Origin of the sequence: Enterococcus termitis (assembly GCF_001730305.1) — a bacterium.
Lineage (GTDB): Bacteria > Bacillota > Bacilli > Lactobacillales > Enterococcaceae > Enterococcus_L > Enterococcus_L termitis.
Genome location: NZ_MIJY01000012.1, coordinates 164,977 through 184,503, shown reverse-complemented (window position 1 = coordinate 184,503; position 19,527 = coordinate 164,977). Strand labels below are relative to the sequence as shown.

21 protein-coding genes are annotated in these 19,527 nt (G+C 34.8%); 14 read left to right on the top strand and 7 right to left on the bottom strand.

The annotated features are described in order from the left end of the window. The first annotated feature begins 11 nt into the window (after positions 1 to 11). From BCR25_RS08220 to BCR25_RS20335, 7 genes are all read left to right on the top strand, one after another. Positions 12 to 968 carry an ABC transporter ATP-binding protein gene (locus tag BCR25_RS08220; RefSeq protein ID WP_083242616.1) on the top strand — a complete coding sequence of 319 codons (957 nt, stop codon included), beginning with the start codon at positions 12 to 14 and terminating at the stop codon, positions 966 to 968. Then, positions 965 to 1,735, top strand: coding sequence for an ABC transporter permease (locus BCR25_RS08215; RefSeq protein WP_069663137.1), 771 nt, complete (start codon positions 965 to 967; stop codon positions 1,733 to 1,735). Before BCR25_RS08220 ends, BCR25_RS08215 begins: the two co-directional genes overlap by 4 nt. Beyond that, positions 1,713 to 2,486 carry an ABC transporter permease gene (locus BCR25_RS08210; RefSeq protein WP_069663136.1) on the top strand — a complete coding sequence of 258 codons (774 nt, stop codon included), beginning with the start codon at positions 1,713 to 1,715 and terminating at the stop codon, positions 2,484 to 2,486. The genes BCR25_RS08215 and BCR25_RS08210 overlap by 23 nt, the downstream gene beginning before the upstream one ends. A 93-nt stretch (positions 2,487 to 2,579) precedes the next feature. Further along, entirely contained in the window at positions 2,580 to 3,440 is an 861-nt protein-coding gene (locus BCR25_RS08205; protein ID WP_069663135.1) for a hypothetical protein, read from the top strand. A gap of 47 nt (positions 3,441 to 3,487) precedes the next feature. After that, positions 3,488 to 3,997 carry a hypothetical protein gene (locus BCR25_RS08200; RefSeq protein ID WP_069663134.1) on the top strand — a complete coding sequence of 170 codons (510 nt, stop codon included), beginning with the start codon at positions 3,488 to 3,490 and terminating at the stop codon, positions 3,995 to 3,997. 20 nt (positions 3,998 to 4,017) lie between these two features. Beyond that, on the top strand, positions 4,018 to 4,971 hold the full coding sequence (locus tag BCR25_RS08195; protein WP_069663133.1) for a hypothetical protein: 954 nt from the start codon (positions 4,018 to 4,020) through the stop codon (positions 4,969 to 4,971). 55 nt (positions 4,972 to 5,026) lie between these two features. After that, positions 5,027 to 5,191 (top strand): hypothetical protein, encoded by a 165-nt coding sequence (locus tag BCR25_RS20335; RefSeq protein ID WP_169818998.1) that lies wholly within the window; start codon positions 5,027 to 5,029, stop codon positions 5,189 to 5,191. 587 nt (positions 5,192 to 5,778) lie between these two features. Here BCR25_RS20335 and celB read toward each other — a convergent pair. From celB to BCR25_RS08175, 3 genes are all read right to left on the bottom strand, one after another. After that, positions 5,779 to 7,125, bottom strand: a complete 1,347-nt coding sequence (gene celB / locus BCR25_RS08185; RefSeq protein ID WP_069663131.1) for a PTS cellobiose transporter subunit IIC — start codon at positions 7,123 to 7,125, stop codon at positions 5,779 to 5,781. A gap of 15 nt (positions 7,126 to 7,140) precedes the next feature. After that, positions 7,141 to 8,532 (bottom strand): glycoside hydrolase family 1 protein, encoded by a 1,392-nt coding sequence (locus BCR25_RS08180; protein WP_069663130.1) that lies wholly within the window; start codon positions 8,530 to 8,532, stop codon positions 7,141 to 7,143. 213 nt (positions 8,533 to 8,745) lie between these two features. Next, positions 8,746 to 9,519, bottom strand: coding sequence for a DeoR/GlpR family DNA-binding transcription regulator (locus BCR25_RS08175; RefSeq protein WP_069663129.1), 774 nt, complete (start codon positions 9,517 to 9,519; stop codon positions 8,746 to 8,748). A 195-nt stretch (positions 9,520 to 9,714) separates the two neighbouring features. Here BCR25_RS08175 and BCR25_RS20675 point away from each other — a divergent pair, with 195 nt between their 5' ends. The 3 genes from BCR25_RS20675 to BCR25_RS08160 all read left to right on the top strand — a co-directional run bounded on the left by BCR25_RS20675 (position 9,715) and on the right by BCR25_RS08160 (position 11,708). Further along, complete coding sequence (locus BCR25_RS20675; RefSeq protein ID WP_069663128.1) at positions 9,715 to 10,425, top strand: hypothetical protein; 711 nt, start codon at positions 9,715 to 9,717, stop codon at positions 10,423 to 10,425. A 40-nt stretch (positions 10,426 to 10,465) separates the two neighbouring features. Beyond that, the gene (locus BCR25_RS20670; protein WP_069663127.1) at positions 10,466 to 10,981 is read left to right on the top strand and encodes an LPXTG cell wall anchor domain-containing protein; all 516 of its coding nucleotides are present in this window, start codon (positions 10,466 to 10,468) and stop codon (positions 10,979 to 10,981) included. 154 nt (positions 10,982 to 11,135) lie between these two features. After that, positions 11,136 to 11,708, top strand: a complete 573-nt coding sequence (locus BCR25_RS08160; RefSeq protein WP_069663126.1) for a hypothetical protein — start codon at positions 11,136 to 11,138, stop codon at positions 11,706 to 11,708. A 70-nt stretch (positions 11,709 to 11,778) separates the two neighbouring features. Here BCR25_RS08160 and BCR25_RS08155 read toward each other — a convergent pair whose 3' ends face one another. The 3 genes from BCR25_RS08155 to BCR25_RS08145 all read right to left on the bottom strand — a co-directional run bounded on the left by BCR25_RS08155 (position 11,779) and on the right by BCR25_RS08145 (position 16,154). Continuing rightward, complete coding sequence (locus BCR25_RS08155) at positions 11,779 to 12,603, bottom strand: VanW family protein (protein ID WP_069663125.1); 825 nt, start codon at positions 12,601 to 12,603, stop codon at positions 11,779 to 11,781. Positions 12,604 to 12,772: 169 nt separating this feature from the next. Then, on the bottom strand, positions 12,773 to 13,423 hold the full coding sequence (gene pgmB, locus BCR25_RS08150) for a beta-phosphoglucomutase (RefSeq protein WP_069663124.1): 651 nt from the start codon (positions 13,421 to 13,423) through the stop codon (positions 12,773 to 12,775). A 22-nt stretch (positions 13,424 to 13,445) separates the two neighbouring features. Next, positions 13,446 to 16,154 carry a glycoside hydrolase family 65 protein gene (locus tag BCR25_RS08145; protein ID WP_069663123.1) on the bottom strand — a complete coding sequence of 903 codons (2,709 nt, stop codon included), beginning with the start codon at positions 16,152 to 16,154 and terminating at the stop codon, positions 13,446 to 13,448. A 202-nt stretch (positions 16,155 to 16,356) separates the two neighbouring features. Between BCR25_RS08145 and treR the strand changes: the two genes are divergently transcribed. From treR to BCR25_RS08125, 4 genes are all read left to right on the top strand, one after another. Further along, positions 16,357 to 17,070, top strand: a complete 714-nt coding sequence (gene treR, locus BCR25_RS08140; RefSeq protein ID WP_069663122.1) for a trehalose operon repressor — start codon at positions 16,357 to 16,359, stop codon at positions 17,068 to 17,070. Positions 17,071 to 17,103: 33 nt separating this feature from the next. Continuing rightward, complete coding sequence (locus BCR25_RS08135) at positions 17,104 to 17,889, top strand: sulfite exporter TauE/SafE family protein (protein ID WP_069663121.1); 786 nt, start codon at positions 17,104 to 17,106, stop codon at positions 17,887 to 17,889. A 93-nt stretch (positions 17,890 to 17,982) separates the two neighbouring features. Continuing rightward, on the top strand, positions 17,983 to 18,423 hold the full coding sequence (locus BCR25_RS08130; RefSeq protein ID WP_069663120.1) for a putative periplasmic lipoprotein: 441 nt from the start codon (positions 17,983 to 17,985) through the stop codon (positions 18,421 to 18,423). A gap of 13 nt (positions 18,424 to 18,436) precedes the next feature. Continuing rightward, complete coding sequence (locus BCR25_RS08125; protein ID WP_069663119.1) at positions 18,437 to 18,865, top strand: GNAT family N-acetyltransferase; 429 nt, start codon at positions 18,437 to 18,439, stop codon at positions 18,863 to 18,865. Positions 18,866 to 18,979: 114 nt separating this feature from the next. Here BCR25_RS08125 and mscL read toward each other — a convergent pair whose 3' ends face one another. After that, entirely contained in the window at positions 18,980 to 19,435 is a 456-nt protein-coding gene (gene mscL / locus BCR25_RS08120; protein ID WP_069663118.1) for a large conductance mechanosensitive channel protein MscL, read from the bottom strand. Between the last annotated feature and the right edge of the window lie 92 nt (positions 19,436 to 19,527).

The window sequence follows — 19,527 nt, the reverse complement described above, 5'->3', positions numbered from 1 at the left end:
TGATTTAGGAGGTGGCAAAAATTAGAGAAGATATAATAATAGTTGAGAACTTAATAAGAATATATAAAAATTCTAAAGTCAATTCAATAGCATTGAATGATATTAGTTTCCAAGTACGTTCTGGAGAAGTATTTGGAATTTTAGGTCCAAATGGGGCAGGAAAAACAACTCTTATTAAAATTCTTTCTACAATGTTATTACCAACAGAAGGTTTTGTTAAGCTGTTCGAAACCGATATCTCTAAGTATCCGGAAAAAATCCGACCTAAAATAAACTTTGTTTATGGTGGTGAAAAAGGTGTTTACGGACGCTTGACAGCTAGTGAATATATTGAATATTTTTCTATTTTATACAATGTACCTTCTAAAGAGATCAGCAGTAGGAAGAAAATGTTATTAGAAAAAGTTGGGCTTCAGGGTGCTAAAGAAAAAAAAATACATACATTTTCTAAAGGTATGATCGAACGACTTCATTTAGCTAGAGCACTGATTAATAAACCGAAAATAATCTTTTTTGACGAACCAACTGTTGGATTAGATCCTGAAGGCAGTCGTATGCTGAAAAAATTAATACGAGAAATAAAGGAAGATGGAGTAACTGTTATATTAACTACTCATCATATGCAGGAAGCAGATGAACTATGCGATAGAATTGCTTTCATTAATAAAGGAAAAATAATAGATATAGACTACCCTTCTCAGTTAAAGTATAAAGCCAGCCAGTCTATTGTGCGTTATGATATAAGTATAGAAATAGGAAAAGAAGAACTCAAAGAATATATATATGAGCAGTATGATGTAGTGAAAACAGAAATGTTAGATGGAATAATGCTTTTGACAGTTGTTCTTGATAAGAAGGATTGTATAAAGAAAGTAAAGGATAACTGTTTGAGTATGGTTTATAAAGAATTAACATTAGAAGATGTTTATATGACTTATTTATCAGATAGAGAAGAGAATAATAGATGAAAAATTTTATCAAATTATTGATTGTAAACTTCAGATATTTTTCAAACTTAAGTAATAAAATGTATCAATTTATTCTATTTGTTGAACCGTTCTTTAATTTATTAGTTCTATCTTTACTGTCAAATCTATCTGGAAATACATTATCTAGCGATAGTATACTCTATTCTGGAATTATGGGAGCGATAACTTTTTCTTTATACTCTAGTGGTTCTATACTTGTTATTGAAAAGTGGAATAGTACCATGGAATTATTGGAAGCAACTCCTACACGACTGTTCAAAATTGTTTTATCAAAAGCGCTAACGAATGCATTGCTAGCGATTGTATCTTTATTAATCAATCTATTGTATGCAATTTTTGTCTTTAAAGTAAAATTGAACATTGAAAATCCAATTCAAATATTATTATTGACGTTTATTTTATTACTGTTCTCGTTGACGTCGTTGGGTAGTATTTTAGCTGTGATTTTTGGTCAAAACAAAAATGCAATGGAATTACAAAATCTATTATTAGTACCATTGATTTTATTTTCGGGAGTTTGGGTTAGCTCGATAGAATTGCCAAATTGGGCAATTCGCCTCATAAACATTTCTCCTGTAAAATGGTCTATTGATTGTATTTTAGAAAGTATCGAAAGAGAAAAAGTATCGTTAAGAAGTTTTGTGTATAGCATTGTAACATCCTTAATAGTAATCGTTATTACCTATGTAGCAATTGTTTTTTTAGAGAGGAATATGAAAGAGAATGGCAAATATAATGAGTTTTAAGCGAATAATAATTTCATATAAAGCGTTAACAAATACAGAAGGAATCAAGTATAAGTTGTTCGACATGACATTATCACCAGTTGCAGAATATATACTGTACTCTGTGATTATTTCTTCAGTAGCTAATGAATCCTATATTATTGCAATGCTAATAGGGATGATAATGTTTAAAGGTGGTGACCGAATAGTTACAAATATGTCTAATTCACTTCGAACAGAAAAGCGATATAAAGTATTAGAACTTTTGGTTGCTTCACCAACAAGTTTTTTCAAAATATGTATAGATAGATTACTATTCTGTTTGGTTGAATCGATGTTATTTGTTGCATTAAACTTCTTCGTATTGCTAATTATTTTTCAACTGAATATAAAAATAGGAGCATTATTAATCAGTCTGACTGCAATTACTTTTACCCTGCTATCTGCCTCGTCGTTAGCATTATTGTATACACCATTAATTTTACCAATGAAAAATGTTAATTTATTTTCTAACATAACAAGTAGTATCCTTATGGTATTTTCGGGAGCAATTGTTAGTGTTCCTGATCATACGTTGTTTCGATATTTTCCACTTAGAAATAGTATAACAGCTGCTAGAGAAATTTTGTTGAAAAATAACTACAATATTTTAAATTTATTGATACAAGAAGCCTTAATTACAATGATAATATTCCTATTTAGCTATATATTTTTTCTGGTATCTGAAAAGATGGTCAGAAGGAATGGCGGATTTGTTGATAACTATTTCTAAACAAAGAACTATGATTGTGAAGATAGTGAACAAAAAATAAATTTTATGAATTTACTTAGTAATATTAAAGTGTAAAAATGTTTAGGAGGAAGTATGAAAGAACAGTTTAAGGAAATAAGTAAACATCTAATTGAGAATGATAAGTTTAATAAAATTGTATCAATTGGTATAACGGGAAGTTATGCTTCAAAGTTGAAAAATGGTCCTGATTATCAACAGAAGAAATTATCAGATTATAATTTTTACGTATATATAGATGGAGAAGAGAAAGATTCTTATTACTATAACAAACTTTTAAGAGAGAGTTTAGAGAAGGTTTTAATAGATACTGACTATACGTTAGATTTACATCCATTTTCTTTCTATCCGTTGGATTGTTCGGTGGATAAAATGGTGCAACTTACGACAAGGTGTATTTTAATGAATAGAAAAGATTTATATGCTAGCTACATTTGGCATGGGTGGAAAAAAAATTATATAGAATTGTATACAAAGCAAGACATTTTTGAAGCAATCCCTTTGTTGAAAAAAGATGAGAGTTGGTTCAGAACAATTTATCATGCGATTAATTACTATAAAAATATGATTTTGAATATTCCTTTATTTACTTCCTGTGAGGCTGGAAGAAAAGTTGAACTTATTCGCTACACAAAAGAACTAATAAAAGATGGAGTACAAATCCTTATGGAAAGCGATTTATATGAAAGTGAGGAACATTATACTATTTTACATGGAGGGAAAGAGGAGATTATGAAGTTCTATTCTTCTATTTCTGAATTAATGACACTGAATAATTGTATTGAGCGCATCCTTTCGTTTCATGATGATGATGAGAAGAGCATAGAAGAAACGGAAATTGTATCTACTTTTTTTAAATTATTTAAAATTTTAGAATTAACATTAAAAAAACAAAATCAGAGTATTGGTTTAGAACATAGTTTTTTGTGGTTTTAAAATTAAGTAATTTTTAATAAGCAGTATAAAAGTTTGGGGGCATAGGTTTGAATATTAAGTCTTACTATAATAATAAAGGTTTATCAACATATAATAATATGGATCAGGCGAATTTGAGTTTGACCGGTTATTCAATTCCTCTTGAAAAACCAATAAAAAAGATGGGAATAGAACTATCACCTCAGCTAGTGAATGATAATATAGAATGTTTTGGCCAAAGTATTTTAGCAGATAGAAAAGCGCGACAGCTAATTTTTATAGGGGTTGGAAGTCAAGGAGAGGTAGAGAATACTTGTATACTAGTTGGACATCATGAAGAGATAGAGATTTCCATAAACTTTAATGCATATGATTCAGAGTTATCGTACTTTAAAAATAATTTTATTTTTTATAAAGAAACATATACTAATAATTTTTATGAAGGAAATAAAAGAACATTTAATAGGCCAAACTTTATTTGGGGAGTAAAAATAGAGCTTGAAAAGCCAATCTTAATAGAAAAGTTGATTCTTCCTTTTCATCCAGGCATGCATATTTTTGGAATTCAACTAAAGTGAATAGAAGGGATTAGTATAGTATGTTATATAAAAATTACCTTAATTGTTACGAGCTTATTTTCGCTAATATACTTGAAGAATTTAATTTTTCTCATGAAACGTTATTTTTCCAAAGTGGTTTTGCATTATATAAGGGTAAAAATCAAGATATATTTAAGCACTTTAGAATAACGAACAAGGTATTAGATTATAATTCTTTAATCTGTAATAAATTTTCGATAAAAAGAGAAGAAATTTTAGTTAGTAAAAAGGAATTCCTCATATTGGTTCAAAAAGCGCAAAAACAAAAAATTGTGCTTGCTGTGGATACATATTATTTACCGTATTGTAGAAGTTACTTAAAAGATCACTATTATCATTATATACTTGTTGATTCAGTTAAAGAAAATGCTATTTTAGTTACCGATAGTTTCTATAAATATGAGGGAGACATCACACATGAAGTGATGGATAATGCTATTTCACTAGAAGCATTTGGACAAGATGCGGTTTATAATATTATGATATTCACTCCGCTTAATGAGAAAAAAATGAAAAAAGAAGATTTAAGGTCTGTGTCAAAAATGAACATTGCTCTTATGACAGAGGAATGTATGTATTCTTTTTTAGAGGATCACGATATATTTGTTGGAATTATAGGGATAAAAAAATTGATGCTAGTTGTAGAATATGCAATTGAAAATCGAGATTATGATATTGTCGATAGGCTATTTGATGAGATTGGAGCAATAGTTCATTCTAGGAGGCAATTAGTTGATTATGCAAACTATAATGATTCTGAATCTCTTAAAACAGTATTTTTTGAAAGCTATCAGAGGTGGATGATTTTATCTAATATGTTGTTAAGAATATTGTTAAAAAAAGAGTTTAATTTGTCACACTTAAAAAATATTAAAAATATTTTTGATAAAGTTATTGAAGCTGAACAACGTGTAATAATTGAGCTTTCTAATATTGTTGATAAAAGATCATAACTACACTATTGATATTAAAAAAATATTAATTAATAAGGAAAGGCTGAGGTCATATATGGGAAGAGTAGATGTAAATGAACTTATGGAAGTTGTTTCTTTGAATATAGAAAATAAAAGTTATCATTTTGAACAAGTTAAAAATTTTAAAAAGAAATGTCGGATTAAGAAGATGGTTGTTTGTCAAGAAAAAGAACGTATTGGACAGAGACAGTGTAGATAAGAGAATCACGATATGAAATATCGATTTTTTGGTATTTTGTAAATAGATATTAATATATCAGAAAGGAGTGTTTGTTAATGATTTCAAAAAAAATCTAATAATCAAATTGAAATTAAATAGAGAGGAGAAAAAATAATGGTAGAATTAGAAAAAAAACTAATTTAATATGGTGAAACAAGTAGTGAAGCAAGTTTATTTTTGCTTCACTACTTGTTTTAGGATGTGTAATCAAATAGTTTGAAATATTATATTAGCCTATATTACATCGCTTAAAATAGCTGTGAACCATATTTGTTTGAACCTTGGTTTCAATAAAATAATTTAACAATTCATTGTTCTCAAAATGAAGTGAATGTTTTACGTACACTATCAGGAATCATCCCTTCAGATTTTCGAATCAAATATCAATGATAAATAAATTTGAGTGGTAGCCACAGCGGTGTTAATTTTGTTTCTAATAAATGTAAATACTTTTAAAAACAGTCTTTTTTTAATTACTCATAGTATTAGATAATTTCAAGTTTAAGTCCCATTAATTGTTTGAGTTCAGCACATACTCATCTTTTTCATTTATCATTCAATTTCAATTAATACTTCTCCAATGCTGCTATCTGCTCTCCATACAACTTTCCATCATACATCTTGAAAAATGGATAATAGCACACAATCGACACAGCTAAATTGATAAAGCCGATCAGCACTGCACGAAAATCGCCGCCAGTTCCTAGAAATGCACCAATTCCGACAGGAGAAATCCAAGGAATTCCAGTGATGACCTTGTTCACTAAGCCCCAGGAAGTTGCAAAATAAGCAATGGTCACATTGATCAGTGGTGTCACAATAAAAGGAATAATCAAGTAAGGGTTATAAACGATTGGCGCCCCAAAAATCACTGGCTCATTGATATTAAACAAACCAGGCAACACAGCCGCTTTCCCCAAGACTTTCAACTGATCTGATTTTGCTGCAAAAATCATCAGTAAAACCAAACCGAGCGTACTGCCGGCACCGCCGATAAAGATGTACATATTTACAAAATCACCTGCAAAAATATTCGATCCCCCATCGATATTTTCTGTCAAAGCCACAAGTAAAATGGGATTGATAAAGCTATTTTTGATTACTGCTGTTCCGTGAACCCCAACAGCCCATAATAAATGGATCAACAGCATGATGACGATAATTCCCAGCCAAGATCCTGTCAAGTCTTTTACGAATTCAAATGGTTTTGAAAGCAATCCATGTAAATCTGTATGGAATACCGCTAAAATCGTATTGATAAACAACATCACAAAGGCAATAAATATTGCAGGAATCAATGAAGCAAAGGCCTTGCTTACACCATCTGGGACACCTTCTGGCATCCGAATCGTAATATTTTTCTTCACACACCAGCGATAGATTTGAGTTGAAATCACCGCTGTGATGATTCCAATAAAAATACCAACGCCGCCGAAACGAGTTACCCAACCGCCAAGAGCAACACCATTGTAAACAATCGCTGTTTCGCTCTCACTTTGGAGTAATTGAGCGCCGCCATCTACGATATCCGTTTGTACGATCGTCATTAAAAAGGCAAACAGACCCAAAATGGCACCAACAAAACTGCTTAACCCATCACTTTCTTCTTTCCGATAAATATCCGTTAAATAGTAAGCAGTGGCTAAACAATAAAAAATAGCAATCGAACCGATAGACATCGTTGTAGCCACGCTATAAATCGGCGCAAACTTCAAAATGGTATTCTCAAAAAATGGTGCCAGTGGCGGAATGATCTGCGGCAGGTTATTGATAATCAAAAAAATCGATCCGACGATTGTGAACGGTACAGTAATGATCCCGGCTTGCATGATCGCTCTGATAAAGCGCAGATTAGCGACTTTATTCAATGGCGGCATTAATTTTGTCTCTAAAAAAGTAAATACTTTATTCATTTTTTTCTCCTTTCATTATGAGGGCAGCTGGTTGGCTTTGATCAAGGATTGATACCAGTAGAAGCTATCTTTTTTGTAGCGGTGCATTTCTTTTTCGTCATGCTCGTTACGGTCAACATAGATAAAGCCATAACGTTTACTGATGCCTTCATGGACGCTGATCAAATCGATGGCAGACCAAGGGCTGTAGCCAATCAAATCAACACCAGCTTCGATTGCTTGACGACACTGATCGATGTGTTGCTCTAAATAATCGATCCGATAATCATCATGAATTTTTCCATCTTCCGTTAATTCATCTTTGGCACCTAGACCGTTTTCAGTAATAATGATCGGTAAATGATAGCGGTCGTATAATGTCTGCAATGTGGTTTTTAAGCCATCTGGATCGATCGTCCAATTGAATTGATTTTTTTTCAAAAATGGATTGGTAAACCCCTTATAAAAGCCCCATTCCATAATATCTTCACTTTGTTGATCACTAATGCCGTTAGCCATACCATCACGTTCAGTTGGTTTTTCTACAGTGACAGTCGTATAGAAGTTCATTGCAACAAAATCGGGAAAATGTTTTTCCATCAATTCCTGATCTTCAGAAGCGAAGGTGATCGACACATCGTTGCGGTTCAAATAATCTTTAAACACTGTGTTGTAGCGACCGAAACAAGAAAAATCCAGATAAGCCCAGTTTCTGACGCTGTTAAAATAAAGTGCAGCTTGATTGTCTAGCGGCTTGCTAGTTGCAGGATAAACCAAAGAAATATTGGGAACAGGACCGATTTTTCCTCCTTCAATTAGTTCATGGCAACGTTTGAATGCATATTTTTCAGAAATCATTAAGTGATGGAACTGCTGATATTTTTCCCGTAAAGGAATTTCTTTACCTAAGATTTTTTTATCGACCAAAAGCATGATATTTGGTTCGTTGATCGTTAACCAATGCTTAACTCTGTCGCCGTATGCTTTAAAGACGGTTTCTGCATAATGAACAAAAGCATCTACTGTAGTACGAACGCCCCAGCCGCCTTCATCTTCTAAAGCCTGTGGTAAATCAAAATGATTCAACGTAATATAAGGCTGTATGTCGTATTTCAATAGTTCATCGATCACATCACTGTAGTGTTGGATGCCTAAATCATTCACTTTTCCTCGGCCGTTTGGAAAAATTCTTGTCCAAGCAATAGAAAAACGAAAAACTTTGATCCCCATCTCAGCTAATAAACGAATGTCTTCTTTATAACGATGGTAATGATCCACGGCTACTGTAAAATCAGCGATGTCGTGATTGTCTCTCTGGCGCGTATCCTGTACACTCAGCCCTTTACCTTCAGCATTATAGGCACCTTCAGTTTGATGGGCAGAAATGGATGCACCCCATAGAAAGTTTTCTGGAAATGTATGAGTCATAAAATTCTCCAATCTATATTTTTTGTAAAGCGTTTTCTTTGGTTTTAGAATAAGTGATTACGGACAGTAATTCAATGCATTCAAAAGAACTGTTCATGAAAGTATTTTTATGAACAGTTCAAAAGGGTAGGAAGCTAAAAATCTGTTTTGTCTGGAGTTCTAACTCCGAATAAACGCTACTGTTTCTATCTGGCCTTTTTTAGTATACCTTTTTTATTCATTTAGTACGTCTACGGTGATCGATTGACTCTGGTAGTTCGATAGAAGAGAGGCTGGAATCGAAGCATCTGTATACAAAATATCAAATAAAAAAGTACGATCGATCATAAAAGAACTGACAGTTTCTAAGTTGCTAGCTGGTGTATAAACGATTTTGGGACCCTTTGTATGTTGGATCATCGTACGATAGACGAAGGATTCATTTAATGTTTTGGTTGTAACTTCATGTGTATTAAAACCAGCTGCTTCAATGATGCAAAGATCTGCCTCGACTTTGTTGAATGAATGTGTGGCAAAATCACCTACCAGCGCCTGTGTATTTTTTTCTAATTCACCGCCACTGACTGATATCAGGGCTTTCTGTTTAGGATGATCGATGGAAAGAGCAGCTGCATCATTGGTTAAAATAGTAACATCAAAGACCGAGAGTGCATGAATAATCTCTGTTGAAAAAACGCCAGCGCCCACAAAAAGCTGTAGTCGATTCTCTAAAAAAGGTGAGAGCTTTTCAATAAAAGCCGCAACAGGAAAACTACTTTTTTCTGCTTTTTCTGTACGCTTTACTTGTTGACTAGAAACTAATTTTACTCCGCCATAAAAACGTTCAATCATTTTTTTCTTTTCTAAAAAGAGCAGATCTCGTCTGATTGTCACAGCAGATACATTGAAATAGTCGGCAAGCTCACTGACTGTTAGATGCTCTTTTTGGTGCAGACGTTCGATCAATTGTTCTCTTCTTCTGAATACATCACCTTGACTGATTTTCATAATGTCCTCCTACCGTAGTCATCATTATTTTTAAATTACCCATAGTATAGACAATATCTGTGCCAAATGACAACTTGTTTTATTTTGTAAGGAAGGAATTCATTTATCGAACAAGCTGATAAAGGATTGTCTAAATGCTAGAAGTTTGATACCATTAAAATGGGTTCACTAATGGAATCTAAAGGAGGAATAGGTATGAAAAGTAAAAAGTATTTGTTGATGGGTCTTTTAGTTTGTTCAGTACTCGGATTGGCAGCTCACGTTTCCTTTGCTGAAGAAACCAAAGCAACTATGGAAACACTGGAGACAGTAAGTTCCGAAAGTAACGCTAAAACAAAAGAGACAGCCAAAGAACTAGATATTACACCAACATTTAAACTTGAAAAAATCAAAACAACGGTTGGTGGAAAAGGATTGATTGAGGTAGAGCCATTAGAAGGACTTAAGGACCTCAAGGGAACATTTAAGGTAACAGTCGCCGACACCAGTATTCTTACTGTAGACAAGCAAGGAACCTGGCAAGGATTAAAAGCTGGAACAACAACTGCTGTGCTTGATTTTGAATGGTCAGAGGAATCATTAGCCAAGATTCAGAAGAAATTTCCTGATACTCAATTAAATCAAAAATCGATTGCGCAAGAAATTCCAGTTGAAGTTACTCAAGCAGACGAAAAATTTGTAGATATCACTCCTGAATATAATCTAAAGGAGATTAAAGCTAAAATTGGAGAAACTGGGCAATTTACAGTTAAACCAATGGGTGGTGTAAGTGATCTGAAAGGTATATTTACAGCGCATATTTCAAGTGGACAAGCAAAGGATGTTCTTTCCGTAGACGCTGATGGGAAATGGACAGCTTTAAAAGCTGGTAAGACAGAATTTGTTTTAGACTACAAAGTCATATAAGGAAATTCAAGATAAAAATCCTGGTAGTACGCTTACTTCCATGTCTATTGCTACATTAATCAAAGTAGAAGTAACACCAGTGGGCTCATTAAATATTACTCCAGTGATCGATGCTACTTCTGTTGAGGGAAAAGTTGGAGATACAGGACAACTGAATGTCAAACCCATCGAAGGAATAGAAGGTTCTAAAGGGGCCTTTGCTTTCACTGTTAAAGATCCGTCGATTATTGAAATCGATGCAAATGGAAATTGGAAAGCCTTAAAAGCAGGAACAACCGAATTTACCTATACGTATACTTGGTCAGATGAAACAATGAAGCTTCTTTCTGAAAAATATCCAGGCTATGAGTTTTATACGCAGGATAATGCGCAAGTACTCAAGGTAACGATTACTGACAATACCACAGGATCAACTGTTTCTGGAGGGACTGCCAAACCTGTAGGAAAACAGTTGCCTGCAACCAATGAAACAAATAGTAACGGTGTTTTGCTTGCTGGATTTATAGTAGTATTACTTGCGGCAGTAGGGTTTTACAGAAAAACTGAAACAGTTTAATAAAATAAAGTGAGAGAGCTGATTAGGCCCTCTCTTTTTTAGAATGGAAATAAGAAAAGCTGTAATGACAGTATGGGGCTGATTTTTCATAAGTTGCTTTATTTTTTCGCATAGTATATCGTAGTTATAACACGTCAACATAAGGAGTGAGTCTATGGAACCAATGGAGCGCCCAGATGAACGGAAAGCGTTGGACATTCTTCAAAAGGTTGATCCTGAAAAATACCACGAAGCTCAGCTTTTAGACAAACCTGACATTCAAAATCCTATACGAAATATCGGTGTAGAAGTTACGCAATCATTGAAAGAGAGCGTGTTGAAAGTGTTAGGGATCGATACTATCAGTGTGCATGATGACAGGCAAATTCTAGAAACGATCAAGACAAAATATGGAGCCGGTATTCTCCGCGTAGCACTTCCACTACCGGATGGGACAAAGAAAAAAGTTGGGATATCTATTGCGAATTGGCATTCTTTATTTAACTTGATCGAAGCCTATGACAATAAAGTGAAGAAGCTTCAAAGTGGCAATTATACGGTGTATGCCGAAAATAATCTATTTATTTTCGTGTTTGGCAATGATGAGCAAAGCATTGAGCAGTTAGCCAAGCATATTTACCGCAAAAGAAAAAAGCAACAGTATGATTATATCTATGTTTATAGTCAACCCATTTTATATATGATCGATTATCATAAAAAAGTGATCCATAAACAGCAAATAGGGTGAATGCCTAAATTGCTGCTTATGGATCACTTTTTGTTAATAAAGCTCTAATGTTAAGGATCTTGCTGTTTAGTTAAAGATTTTCTTGAATGTCCAAATGGGTTGTATCATACAATACACGGGCATGATTTTCCTTGATCAATTTCTTTTCTAAAAGATTTCCTGTTCGTTTATCGATACATTTTCTGAAAATTTGTCCATTACGGTAAACTTCGCCATTTTCTCTTGAAAAATACTCATTTTCCGCAGAAATATGATAGCTATAGGCTTGTTCTTTGTCCGAACGAAGCTCCCCGTTAAGGTGGGTTTCACTGACAGAAATAAGTAGCTGATAGGTGTTTGGTGTATTATTTTTAAAACGATAATCTAGATAATTATAAACAATGGAGGTCCCCGTACCAAACGGAATTTTACGACCATAATCTGGAAATAGATCTAAGCCGTCATGATGATGATGTTCTGTGATCTCTAATGGGGAGTGAAGAACGATCCAATGAATCAAATTTGTAAATTGACAAAGCCCGCCCCCAAGACCTGGTCTTACGGAATCATTGAAAATAGTTACGCCATCTTTATATCCTGCGCTCACAGAACACTTTCCCACTAAATACCAAAATGAAAACGTTTCGTTCGGCTTAATCAAAATCGTAGATACTTTGGGGGCAGCAATCCGAAGATTCGCTGCTTTATTTTCCTGAAGTGTGAGGTCTGTGTTCCCTAATTTTCTTCGTATTAGCGAGGTGTGCTTGTAAACGGATACAGGCAAAAGCGTTTCTTGTTTTGTTTGGGCAAGCGGCTCTGCTTGAATGAAATCAATCAGCTTTCGTTGTAGAATGTTTTTTTTGATAGAGATTTGATAAGTTAGTGGCGATAATTCGCTAAACAGCTTTCTTTTCATTTTATTAACCCCGATTCCATTTTTGTAACATTATCGTAACACGAAAGACTTGTTTTTGAAATATAATTGAAATTTTTTGAAGAATCTTAAGAATTACTTTTTATTTAATCGGTTGAATAAAAAAGAGAAGCGTACCTGTGTGGTTAGGTAGACTCCTCTTTAGATTGGTTTAAATGGAAATCAGTTGTTCAACAGACAATTCAGTCATTGAAGTGACTTGCAGATCGGCACCAGTTAATTTTTCTGTTGTAGAAATCCCTACAGCATACATCCCAGCTGCTTTGATCCCTTCAATCCCAGCTTGCGCATCTTCAAAACCAATAGCATCTTTGGGCGCAACACCAATACTTTGGGCGGCCTTCACAAAGATCTCTGGATCGGGTTTGCCTTTCATTAAGGTCTCTGGATCAACGATATGTCCAAAGTAATCCAGAACCCCTAGTTTTTCTAAAATCATCGGAGCGTTTTTTGAAGCTGAAGCAATCGCACAAGGAATGTTGTGAGCTTTGGCATCAACTAAGAAATCACGAACTCCTGGTAATAGATCGTCAGCAGAAAGATCTGCTAATAATTTTACATAATCATCGTTTTTATTTTTTGCCAATGCTTCTTTTTCAGCCAATGTATATTCATTCTCTTTATGTCCGTGTGCAAGGATCTTGTCTAAAGAGTCCATACGGCTAATGCCTTTTAATGATTCATTGAATACTTCATCGATCGTGATGCCAAGATGTTTAGCTAAATTTTTCCAGGCGATATAATGAAATTTGGCAGTATCGGTAATCACGCCGTCTAAATCAAATACAAATCCTTTTTTCATGAGTGTTCTCCATTCTAACTATTTAGTAGTTGATCGTTTGTTGTTCTTGCGTATTTAAGTGGTACGGCTGATTATTGACAATAATAGTCGTGTCTTTGTTCGCCAAAACTTGAACAGCTGTTTTGCTGATAGTCAGCTGATAGGAAATCCCTTTTTGAGAGAGATTAAAGGACATGTCTGTCCAATGGTCAGGCAGATTTGGCTTGATTGAAAGCTTTTCTTTTTTTATATCGATGCCAGCATAAGTAGTCAAAGTCACATAAATAGTTGCTGCCATTACGCCAGTGTGAATTCCTTCAGCTGTGGTTCCGCCTTGAATATCTTGGTAGTCTGAATATAGAGCTTCTTGATAAAGGGTCCAAGAAAGATCGTGAAAAGCAACTTCTTCTGCAAGTTGTGCATGGACGATTCGAGAAAGCGTAGAGCCATGAGAGGTTCTATTTAGATAATACAAAAGATTTTTCTCTAAATAATCTGACGGTAATTCGTAACCTAGTTCCGCTAAGATTTCATCGATTTTGTCTTTGTTTAGATTATAGAAAAGCATTAAGGTGTCGGCTTGTTTCGAAACTTTGTAATCATCCGGCGATTGTCCTTCTGCTTTTAAAATACGATCCATACGGTAAATATTGCCATAGGTTGCTTTCGCTTGTTCCCAGTCGATTTCTTTTAAATCAAAATAGCCTTCATATTGCGCGATGATGCCATCTTCATTCGTTTCGATCGTCAAACGTTTGCGAATAGTGTTCATTTCTTCCAGATTTTCTTGTGTGATTCCTGTTTTAGTAAATAATTCTGCTGTTTCTTGCGTATTTAATAATGAGAGGATCGTTTCAAGCTCTTCGAATAACCATACAACCATCAAATTCGTATAAGCATTATTTTTAAGCCCACTTTCAGTACTATCGGGATAGGCTTCGTGAAACTCATCGGGTCCCATCACTTTGTCGATGAAGTAACGATCGGTTTTTTCATCAAATGTGGCTGCGCTGCGCCAGAAATTTGCAATTTCTAAGAGCATTTCAGCCCCATATTCTTTAATAAAACGATCGTCACCAGTATTGTTCCAATACATCCAGATATTATAAGCGATTGCTAACGACACATGGCGCTGTAATACACTATGGTCTTCACCCCATTCGCCATTTAACGGATTCAAATGAAGCTTTTGTGTGTCTTCACTGCCGTCAAGCCCAGATTGCCATGGGAACATGGCTCCTTCGTAGTTGCTTTCGACAGCATTTTCTTTGGCTTTTCCTAGGCGGTTATAGCGATACATCAATAATTGTTTCGCCGTTTCTGGAAAATGAAGGATGTAAAATGGCAAGATGAAAATTTCATCCCAAAAAATATGACCACGATAAGCTTCACCGTGAAGTCCGCGTGCGGTCACAGAGACATCTAGCTCATTATTACTAAAAGGAGAAGCTGATACAAGTAGATGATACGTGTGGATACGTAATAATTTTTGAGACATCAAATCACCAGAGACTTGAATATCAGATTTTTCCCATAACGTTTTCCAAGCTGCAGCACTTTCGGTCAATTCAGTGTCGAAGGATACCGGAAAAGCAACGGGAGTTTTCCAATTTTTTTCAGCGATCGACGTCATTACTTGAACATGCTTTTCAAGTGTATAAGTGTTATTTTTCTCAGCGTAAAAAGTTACCGTTTGTTCAACCGTTTCTTCATTAACTGAATTTTTGACATCGTTTGAAGTGAAGAAATCACCAGAAATCTGCGAACTTTGTTGCACATCGATTTTAGATTGATTGGTTTGAACACGGATCATTGTTTTATTTTTCTCAGCTTCTAGTTTCGTGATATGAAAATGTTTTGCTGTTAGGTTGCGGTAGCGTTCTACGTTAAAGTTATAGACAGAACCATCGGTCATTGTTTTGACGGTTATATTTTTAGAAAAGTTCATGGGTTTGATCATGTATTTGATGCTGTAATTATTCATTTTAGCCATATTGACGATTTTTAAAGCTGTGATTTCTACTTGGTGTTGATAAGAGTCTGCGATGATCAATCGTGAAGTGAATAACCCGTTTTTAAGATCTAAATTTCTATGCAGCAAGGTCAAATCGGCTTTTTCCAACGTCAGCCACTCATTTGTTCCTTCCACTTGAACACTGATAAATTGATTATCGGGAGTATTGACGAAATCTTCATTTTCAACGATTTGTCCGGCTACTTCTGATTTTTCTTCGTTATAAAGACCCGCAAGATAAGTTGCAGGATAATGCTCTTTTGAAAGCCTCATTTCAGGTATCGTACCACGTAATCCCATAAAACCGTTACCAACTGTTAGTAAGGATTCAACCGAATATTCTTCTTTTCCAGGTGTGTAGCCAAAATAATCCAGAGTCCAAGTTAATTGCTCGACTTTCTCTTTAAAAGCTTCTGCTAAGTTATCCGCTGAGTCTGCTTCTTCAAAAGTTAGTATAGGAATATTCAATGCTTCGGATAACACCTTGATGATTGCTTGACAACTTGCATTTAAAGGGTCTAATTGTGGATAGAGAGTATAAAAATCTGAGGAGCTTGTCTGTAAAACAGCACCAGTCGTATGTGGATACTTTTCTTTGAGCTGCGTAGCTAGAGCATCGAATGTTCCTGGGAATGCTACATTTGAAAGTGGAAAGTTATGTTCAGAAAGAAACTGATCTGCTTTTTTTTCCTGAACAGTTAAGCTGTTTTTTGTAAAGCTTAAGAATAAGATATTCATGATTGTCGCTCCTTAAACGGTTTTTCAAACTTGTATAGACATGTTTGCGTTAGGTTCATTATAGTATGGAATGCTTGTAAATACAAGTGGGATCGTGGAAAAGAATTATTCGACTTTGAAGGGATACTTGTGGCGTATGCTATTTTTTTAAGGAAGAATATGCTATCATTTTCATTGAGTATCCTAGTTTGGAGGGCTAAACATGAATAAATTTCATGATATATTTTTAGAACTGGAAAAGGGCATCTTGGAGGGTGAATATCCGCCGGGAACATTACTGCCAAGTGAGAATCAGCTAGTGGAGCATTATTCAGTTTCAAGAGAGACGATTCGTAAAGCATTGAACTTATTGATCAATGCTGGATATATACAAAAAAAACAAGGCAAAGGCTCTATTGTATTGAATGTTAGGAAGTTTGATTTTCCGATTTCAGGCGTGATTAGTTATAAAGAGTTGCAAAACGCACAACAAATACATAGTGTAACTAAAGTTGTTGAGTTGAAAGAAGAAAAGGTCAGTGATTCTTTAGCACGCTTAACTGGTTGGAAAAAAGATGCTTTAGTTTGGCGTTTGGTACGTCAAAGAGAGATTGACGGAGAAGTCGTGATTGTTGATATTGATTATCTGTTAAAAGAAATCATTGAGGAGCTTCCAGAAGAACGAGCAGCAGATTCAATTTATGACTATTTTGAAAATGATCTAGGGTTAGCGATCAGCTACGCTCAAAAAGAAATTACGGTTGAAGCTGTGACGGAAGATGATCAACGATTGATGGATCTTGACGGCGATACATTTATCGTTGTTGTTCGCAGTGTCGTGAGCCTAGAAGATACTCGTTGTTTTGAGTACACAGAGTCTAGACATAGACTGGATAAATTTAAGTTTGTTGATTTTGCCAGACGAAGGAAAGCATAAAAATGATGAATCACTTTTAGGAGTTGAGGGTGTTTGTATATAGGGATAATTTATTTTATTGTGATTATTTTAGCGAATACGGTTGGTGCTATTTCAGGAATGGGCGGCGGTGTAATCATCAAACCGGTTTTGGATGCATTGCATTTTCATCCATTAGCGGCAATCTCTTTTTATTCTAGCGTTGCTGTGTTTACCATGTCAATCGTGTCTACGTTGAGACAAATGAAGAATGGGTTGAAATTAAAAATTCAAATTGCGCTGTTTGTCTCTTTGGGTTCAGTAATCGGTGGCATTACTGGAAATACAGTATTTGAAGCGTTACTGCAATTATTTTCGGATGAGAAATATGTCCAACTGATCCAAATTGTTCTAACGATCGTAACCTTGTTATTTGCTTTTTTCTATACAAAAATCGGTGAAGAGCGAACATTTCGTTTATCGCATCCGCTTTGGTATGTGCTCGTGGGTTTATTTTTAGGCTTTATTTCTACCTTGCTAGGGATTGGTGGAGGACCAATCAATGTGGCGTTATTGATGTTATGCTTTGGTACACCCATCAAAGAGGCAACGGTGTATTCAATCATTACGATTTTTTTCTCACAAGCAGCAAAATTAGTGACGATCGCTCAGGGAACCGGTTTTGGTCGTTTTGATTTGACGATGTTGTTTTATGTGATTCCCGCTGCAATTGTTGGTGGTTTTCTTGGAGCGTTGATTAGTGGCAAGGTGTCTTCTGCAAGAGTGACGCAAATTTATCAAATTGTTATTTTGATTGTATTGCTGCTGAATTTGTGGAATGGCATTCGATTATTTGTTTAATGAATAAAAACATTTGAAACCGAAGTGTTACAGGTTTTAGGTGTTTTTTTGCTATGTTATAATACCAGTATAATTTGAAAAAGGAGTGTTTAAATGAAAAAAGTGGTTAAAGCTAGTATGTTTTTAGTTTTGGTATTTTTGCTTGTAGGGTGCGCTTCCAGCACAGCTAAAGAAATTGAAGTAAATGATGATAAGGTTCCTTCAGTTTATTCTGTACTCGGAGAGAAAAAAATTGTGGGAACAAACAGTGAAGTGAAAAATAAAGTTCGGATGACAACCTTGACCTACAAAGCTGGCAGTATTAGTGAAAAGGAATTACAAACATATATTGATTATTTAAGAGAAAAAGAAGACTATGTTTTTACTTTAGATTCTAAAGAATCAGAGGAAGGTACGTTGATTCAATTAGGTAAAGCCTCTAAAACGAAAGGAAATATTGTTTTGGTCGACTTTTTATACCCGACAATGTCAAGTGAAAGTGTTAAGGTCATGTATCGCTCTGGACCAGGCTCATTGAAAATGAATAATGAATGAAAGGAACTAGGGGATGGACTATCATGTAAAGAAGTTTTCTGAATTAACCACAAAAGAGTTTTTTGACATTGTCAAACTTCGAATAGCTGTATTTGTTGTTGAGCAGCATTGTCCTTATCAAGAAGTCGACGATGTTGATGAGTGTGCAATACACACTTGGCTGCAAGAAGAGGCAGATATTGTTGGCTATACTCGGATTATGGATAGGGGAGAGACTGTCTCATTTGGTAGAGTGTTGATCAATCCAGCTTATCGGAAACAAGGATTGGGAAATAAATTGTTAGAGGAAACACTGCGAGTGATCGAAGAAAAATTCCCAAACAAACCAATTATTATCGGGGCTCAAGCACATCTGAGCGATTTTTACGGTGCTTTTAGTTTTGAAGAAGTTTCAGATGTATATTTAGAAGATGGTATTCCACATGTACAAATGAAAAAATAAAAGACCGAATAAACGCGTTTAACCAGTCTCTATTTAAAAGTCAAATAATGTGATAAGACTACCGCCCTTAACTTCTTTTATCGGAGTTAAGGGCGGTAGCTTTTTTATCGTTGGTTATTCTTTAGTAATTGGTTGAGTATCTTTTGCTGTGCTAGCTGCTTTTTCAGCATTTTGTGCAGCAAGTAAATCCCGTATTTGTTCTAGATAGTCTTCACTAGTAAGAAGAATTTCTTCCTCTTTATTCTCTTCGGCAGCTGGTGTTTTCTTCATTTTGTTCGCAGCTTTAACAATTAGGAACAATACGAATGCAGTAATTAAAAAAGTAATAATGGCACTAATGACATCACCGATTTTAAAAGGAACCCCTTTTACTGAAAAAACTAAAGCTCCTAATGCATCATCTGCACTTTGTTTTCCAGTCGTCAGAACAAAAACCAGACTAACTAAAGGTGTAATCAGCCCTTCAACGACTTTTGTGACGATGGCTGTAAACGCAGAACCAATCACAACACCGACGGCTAAATCAAGGACACTGCCTCGCATAATAAATTCTTTAAATTCTTTGATCATAAGTTTATCCTCCCTTTCTCAAATTTAGTATACAGAAAAATAGAAAAATTTTGAAATGAAAAACTCTTACATCAAGGAAAGACTGCTTGGCT

What these genes read in the sequence shown, in the direction of transcription:
- BCR25_RS08215 (WP_069663137.1), top strand. Translation starts at nt 965, where the DNA reads ATGAAAAATTTTATCAAATTATTGATTGTAAACTTCAGATATTTTTCA.
- BCR25_RS08210 (WP_069663136.1), top strand. Translation starts at nt 1,713, where the DNA reads ATGGCAAATATAATGAGTTTTAAGCGAATAATAATTTCATATAAAGCG.
- BCR25_RS08205 (WP_069663135.1), top strand. Translation starts at nt 2,580, where the DNA reads ATGAAAGAACAGTTTAAGGAAATAAGTAAACATCTAATTGAGAATGAT.
- BCR25_RS08195 (WP_069663133.1), top strand. Translation starts at nt 4,018, where the DNA reads ATGTTATATAAAAATTACCTTAATTGTTACGAGCTTATTTTCGCTAAT.
- BCR25_RS20335 (WP_169818998.1), top strand. Translation starts at nt 5,027, where the DNA reads ATGGGAAGAGTAGATGTAAATGAACTTATGGAAGTTGTTTCTTTGAAT.
- celB (WP_069663131.1), bottom strand. Translation starts at nt 7,125, where the DNA reads ATGAATAAAGTATTTACTTTTTTAGAGACAAAATTAATGCCGCCATTG.
- BCR25_RS08180 (WP_069663130.1), bottom strand. Translation starts at nt 8,532, where the DNA reads ATGACTCATACATTTCCAGAAAACTTTCTATGGGGTGCATCCATTTCT.
- BCR25_RS08175 (WP_069663129.1), bottom strand. Translation starts at nt 9,519, where the DNA reads ATGAAAATCAGTCAAGGTGATGTATTCAGAAGAAGAGAACAATTGATC.
- BCR25_RS20675 (WP_069663128.1), top strand. Translation starts at nt 9,715, where the DNA reads ATGAAAAGTAAAAAGTATTTGTTGATGGGTCTTTTAGTTTGTTCAGTA.
- BCR25_RS20670 (WP_069663127.1), top strand. Translation starts at nt 10,466, where the DNA reads ATGTCTATTGCTACATTAATCAAAGTAGAAGTAACACCAGTGGGCTCA.
- BCR25_RS08160 (WP_069663126.1), top strand. Translation starts at nt 11,136, where the DNA reads ATGGAACCAATGGAGCGCCCAGATGAACGGAAAGCGTTGGACATTCTT.
- BCR25_RS08155 (WP_069663125.1), bottom strand. Translation starts at nt 12,603, where the DNA reads ATGAAAAGAAAGCTGTTTAGCGAATTATCGCCACTAACTTATCAAATC.
- pgmB (WP_069663124.1), bottom strand. Translation starts at nt 13,423, where the DNA reads ATGAAAAAAGGATTTGTATTTGATTTAGACGGCGTGATTACCGATACT.
- BCR25_RS08145 (WP_069663123.1), bottom strand. Translation starts at nt 16,154, where the DNA reads ATGAATATCTTATTCTTAAGCTTTACAAAAAACAGCTTAACTGTTCAG.
- treR (WP_069663122.1), top strand. Translation starts at nt 16,357, where the DNA reads ATGAATAAATTTCATGATATATTTTTAGAACTGGAAAAGGGCATCTTG.
- BCR25_RS08130 (WP_069663120.1), top strand. Translation starts at nt 17,983, where the DNA reads ATGAAAAAAGTGGTTAAAGCTAGTATGTTTTTAGTTTTGGTATTTTTG.
- BCR25_RS08125 (WP_069663119.1), top strand. Translation starts at nt 18,437, where the DNA reads ATGGACTATCATGTAAAGAAGTTTTCTGAATTAACCACAAAAGAGTTT.
- mscL (WP_069663118.1), bottom strand. Translation starts at nt 19,435, where the DNA reads ATGATCAAAGAATTTAAAGAATTTATTATGCGAGGCAGTGTCCTTGAT.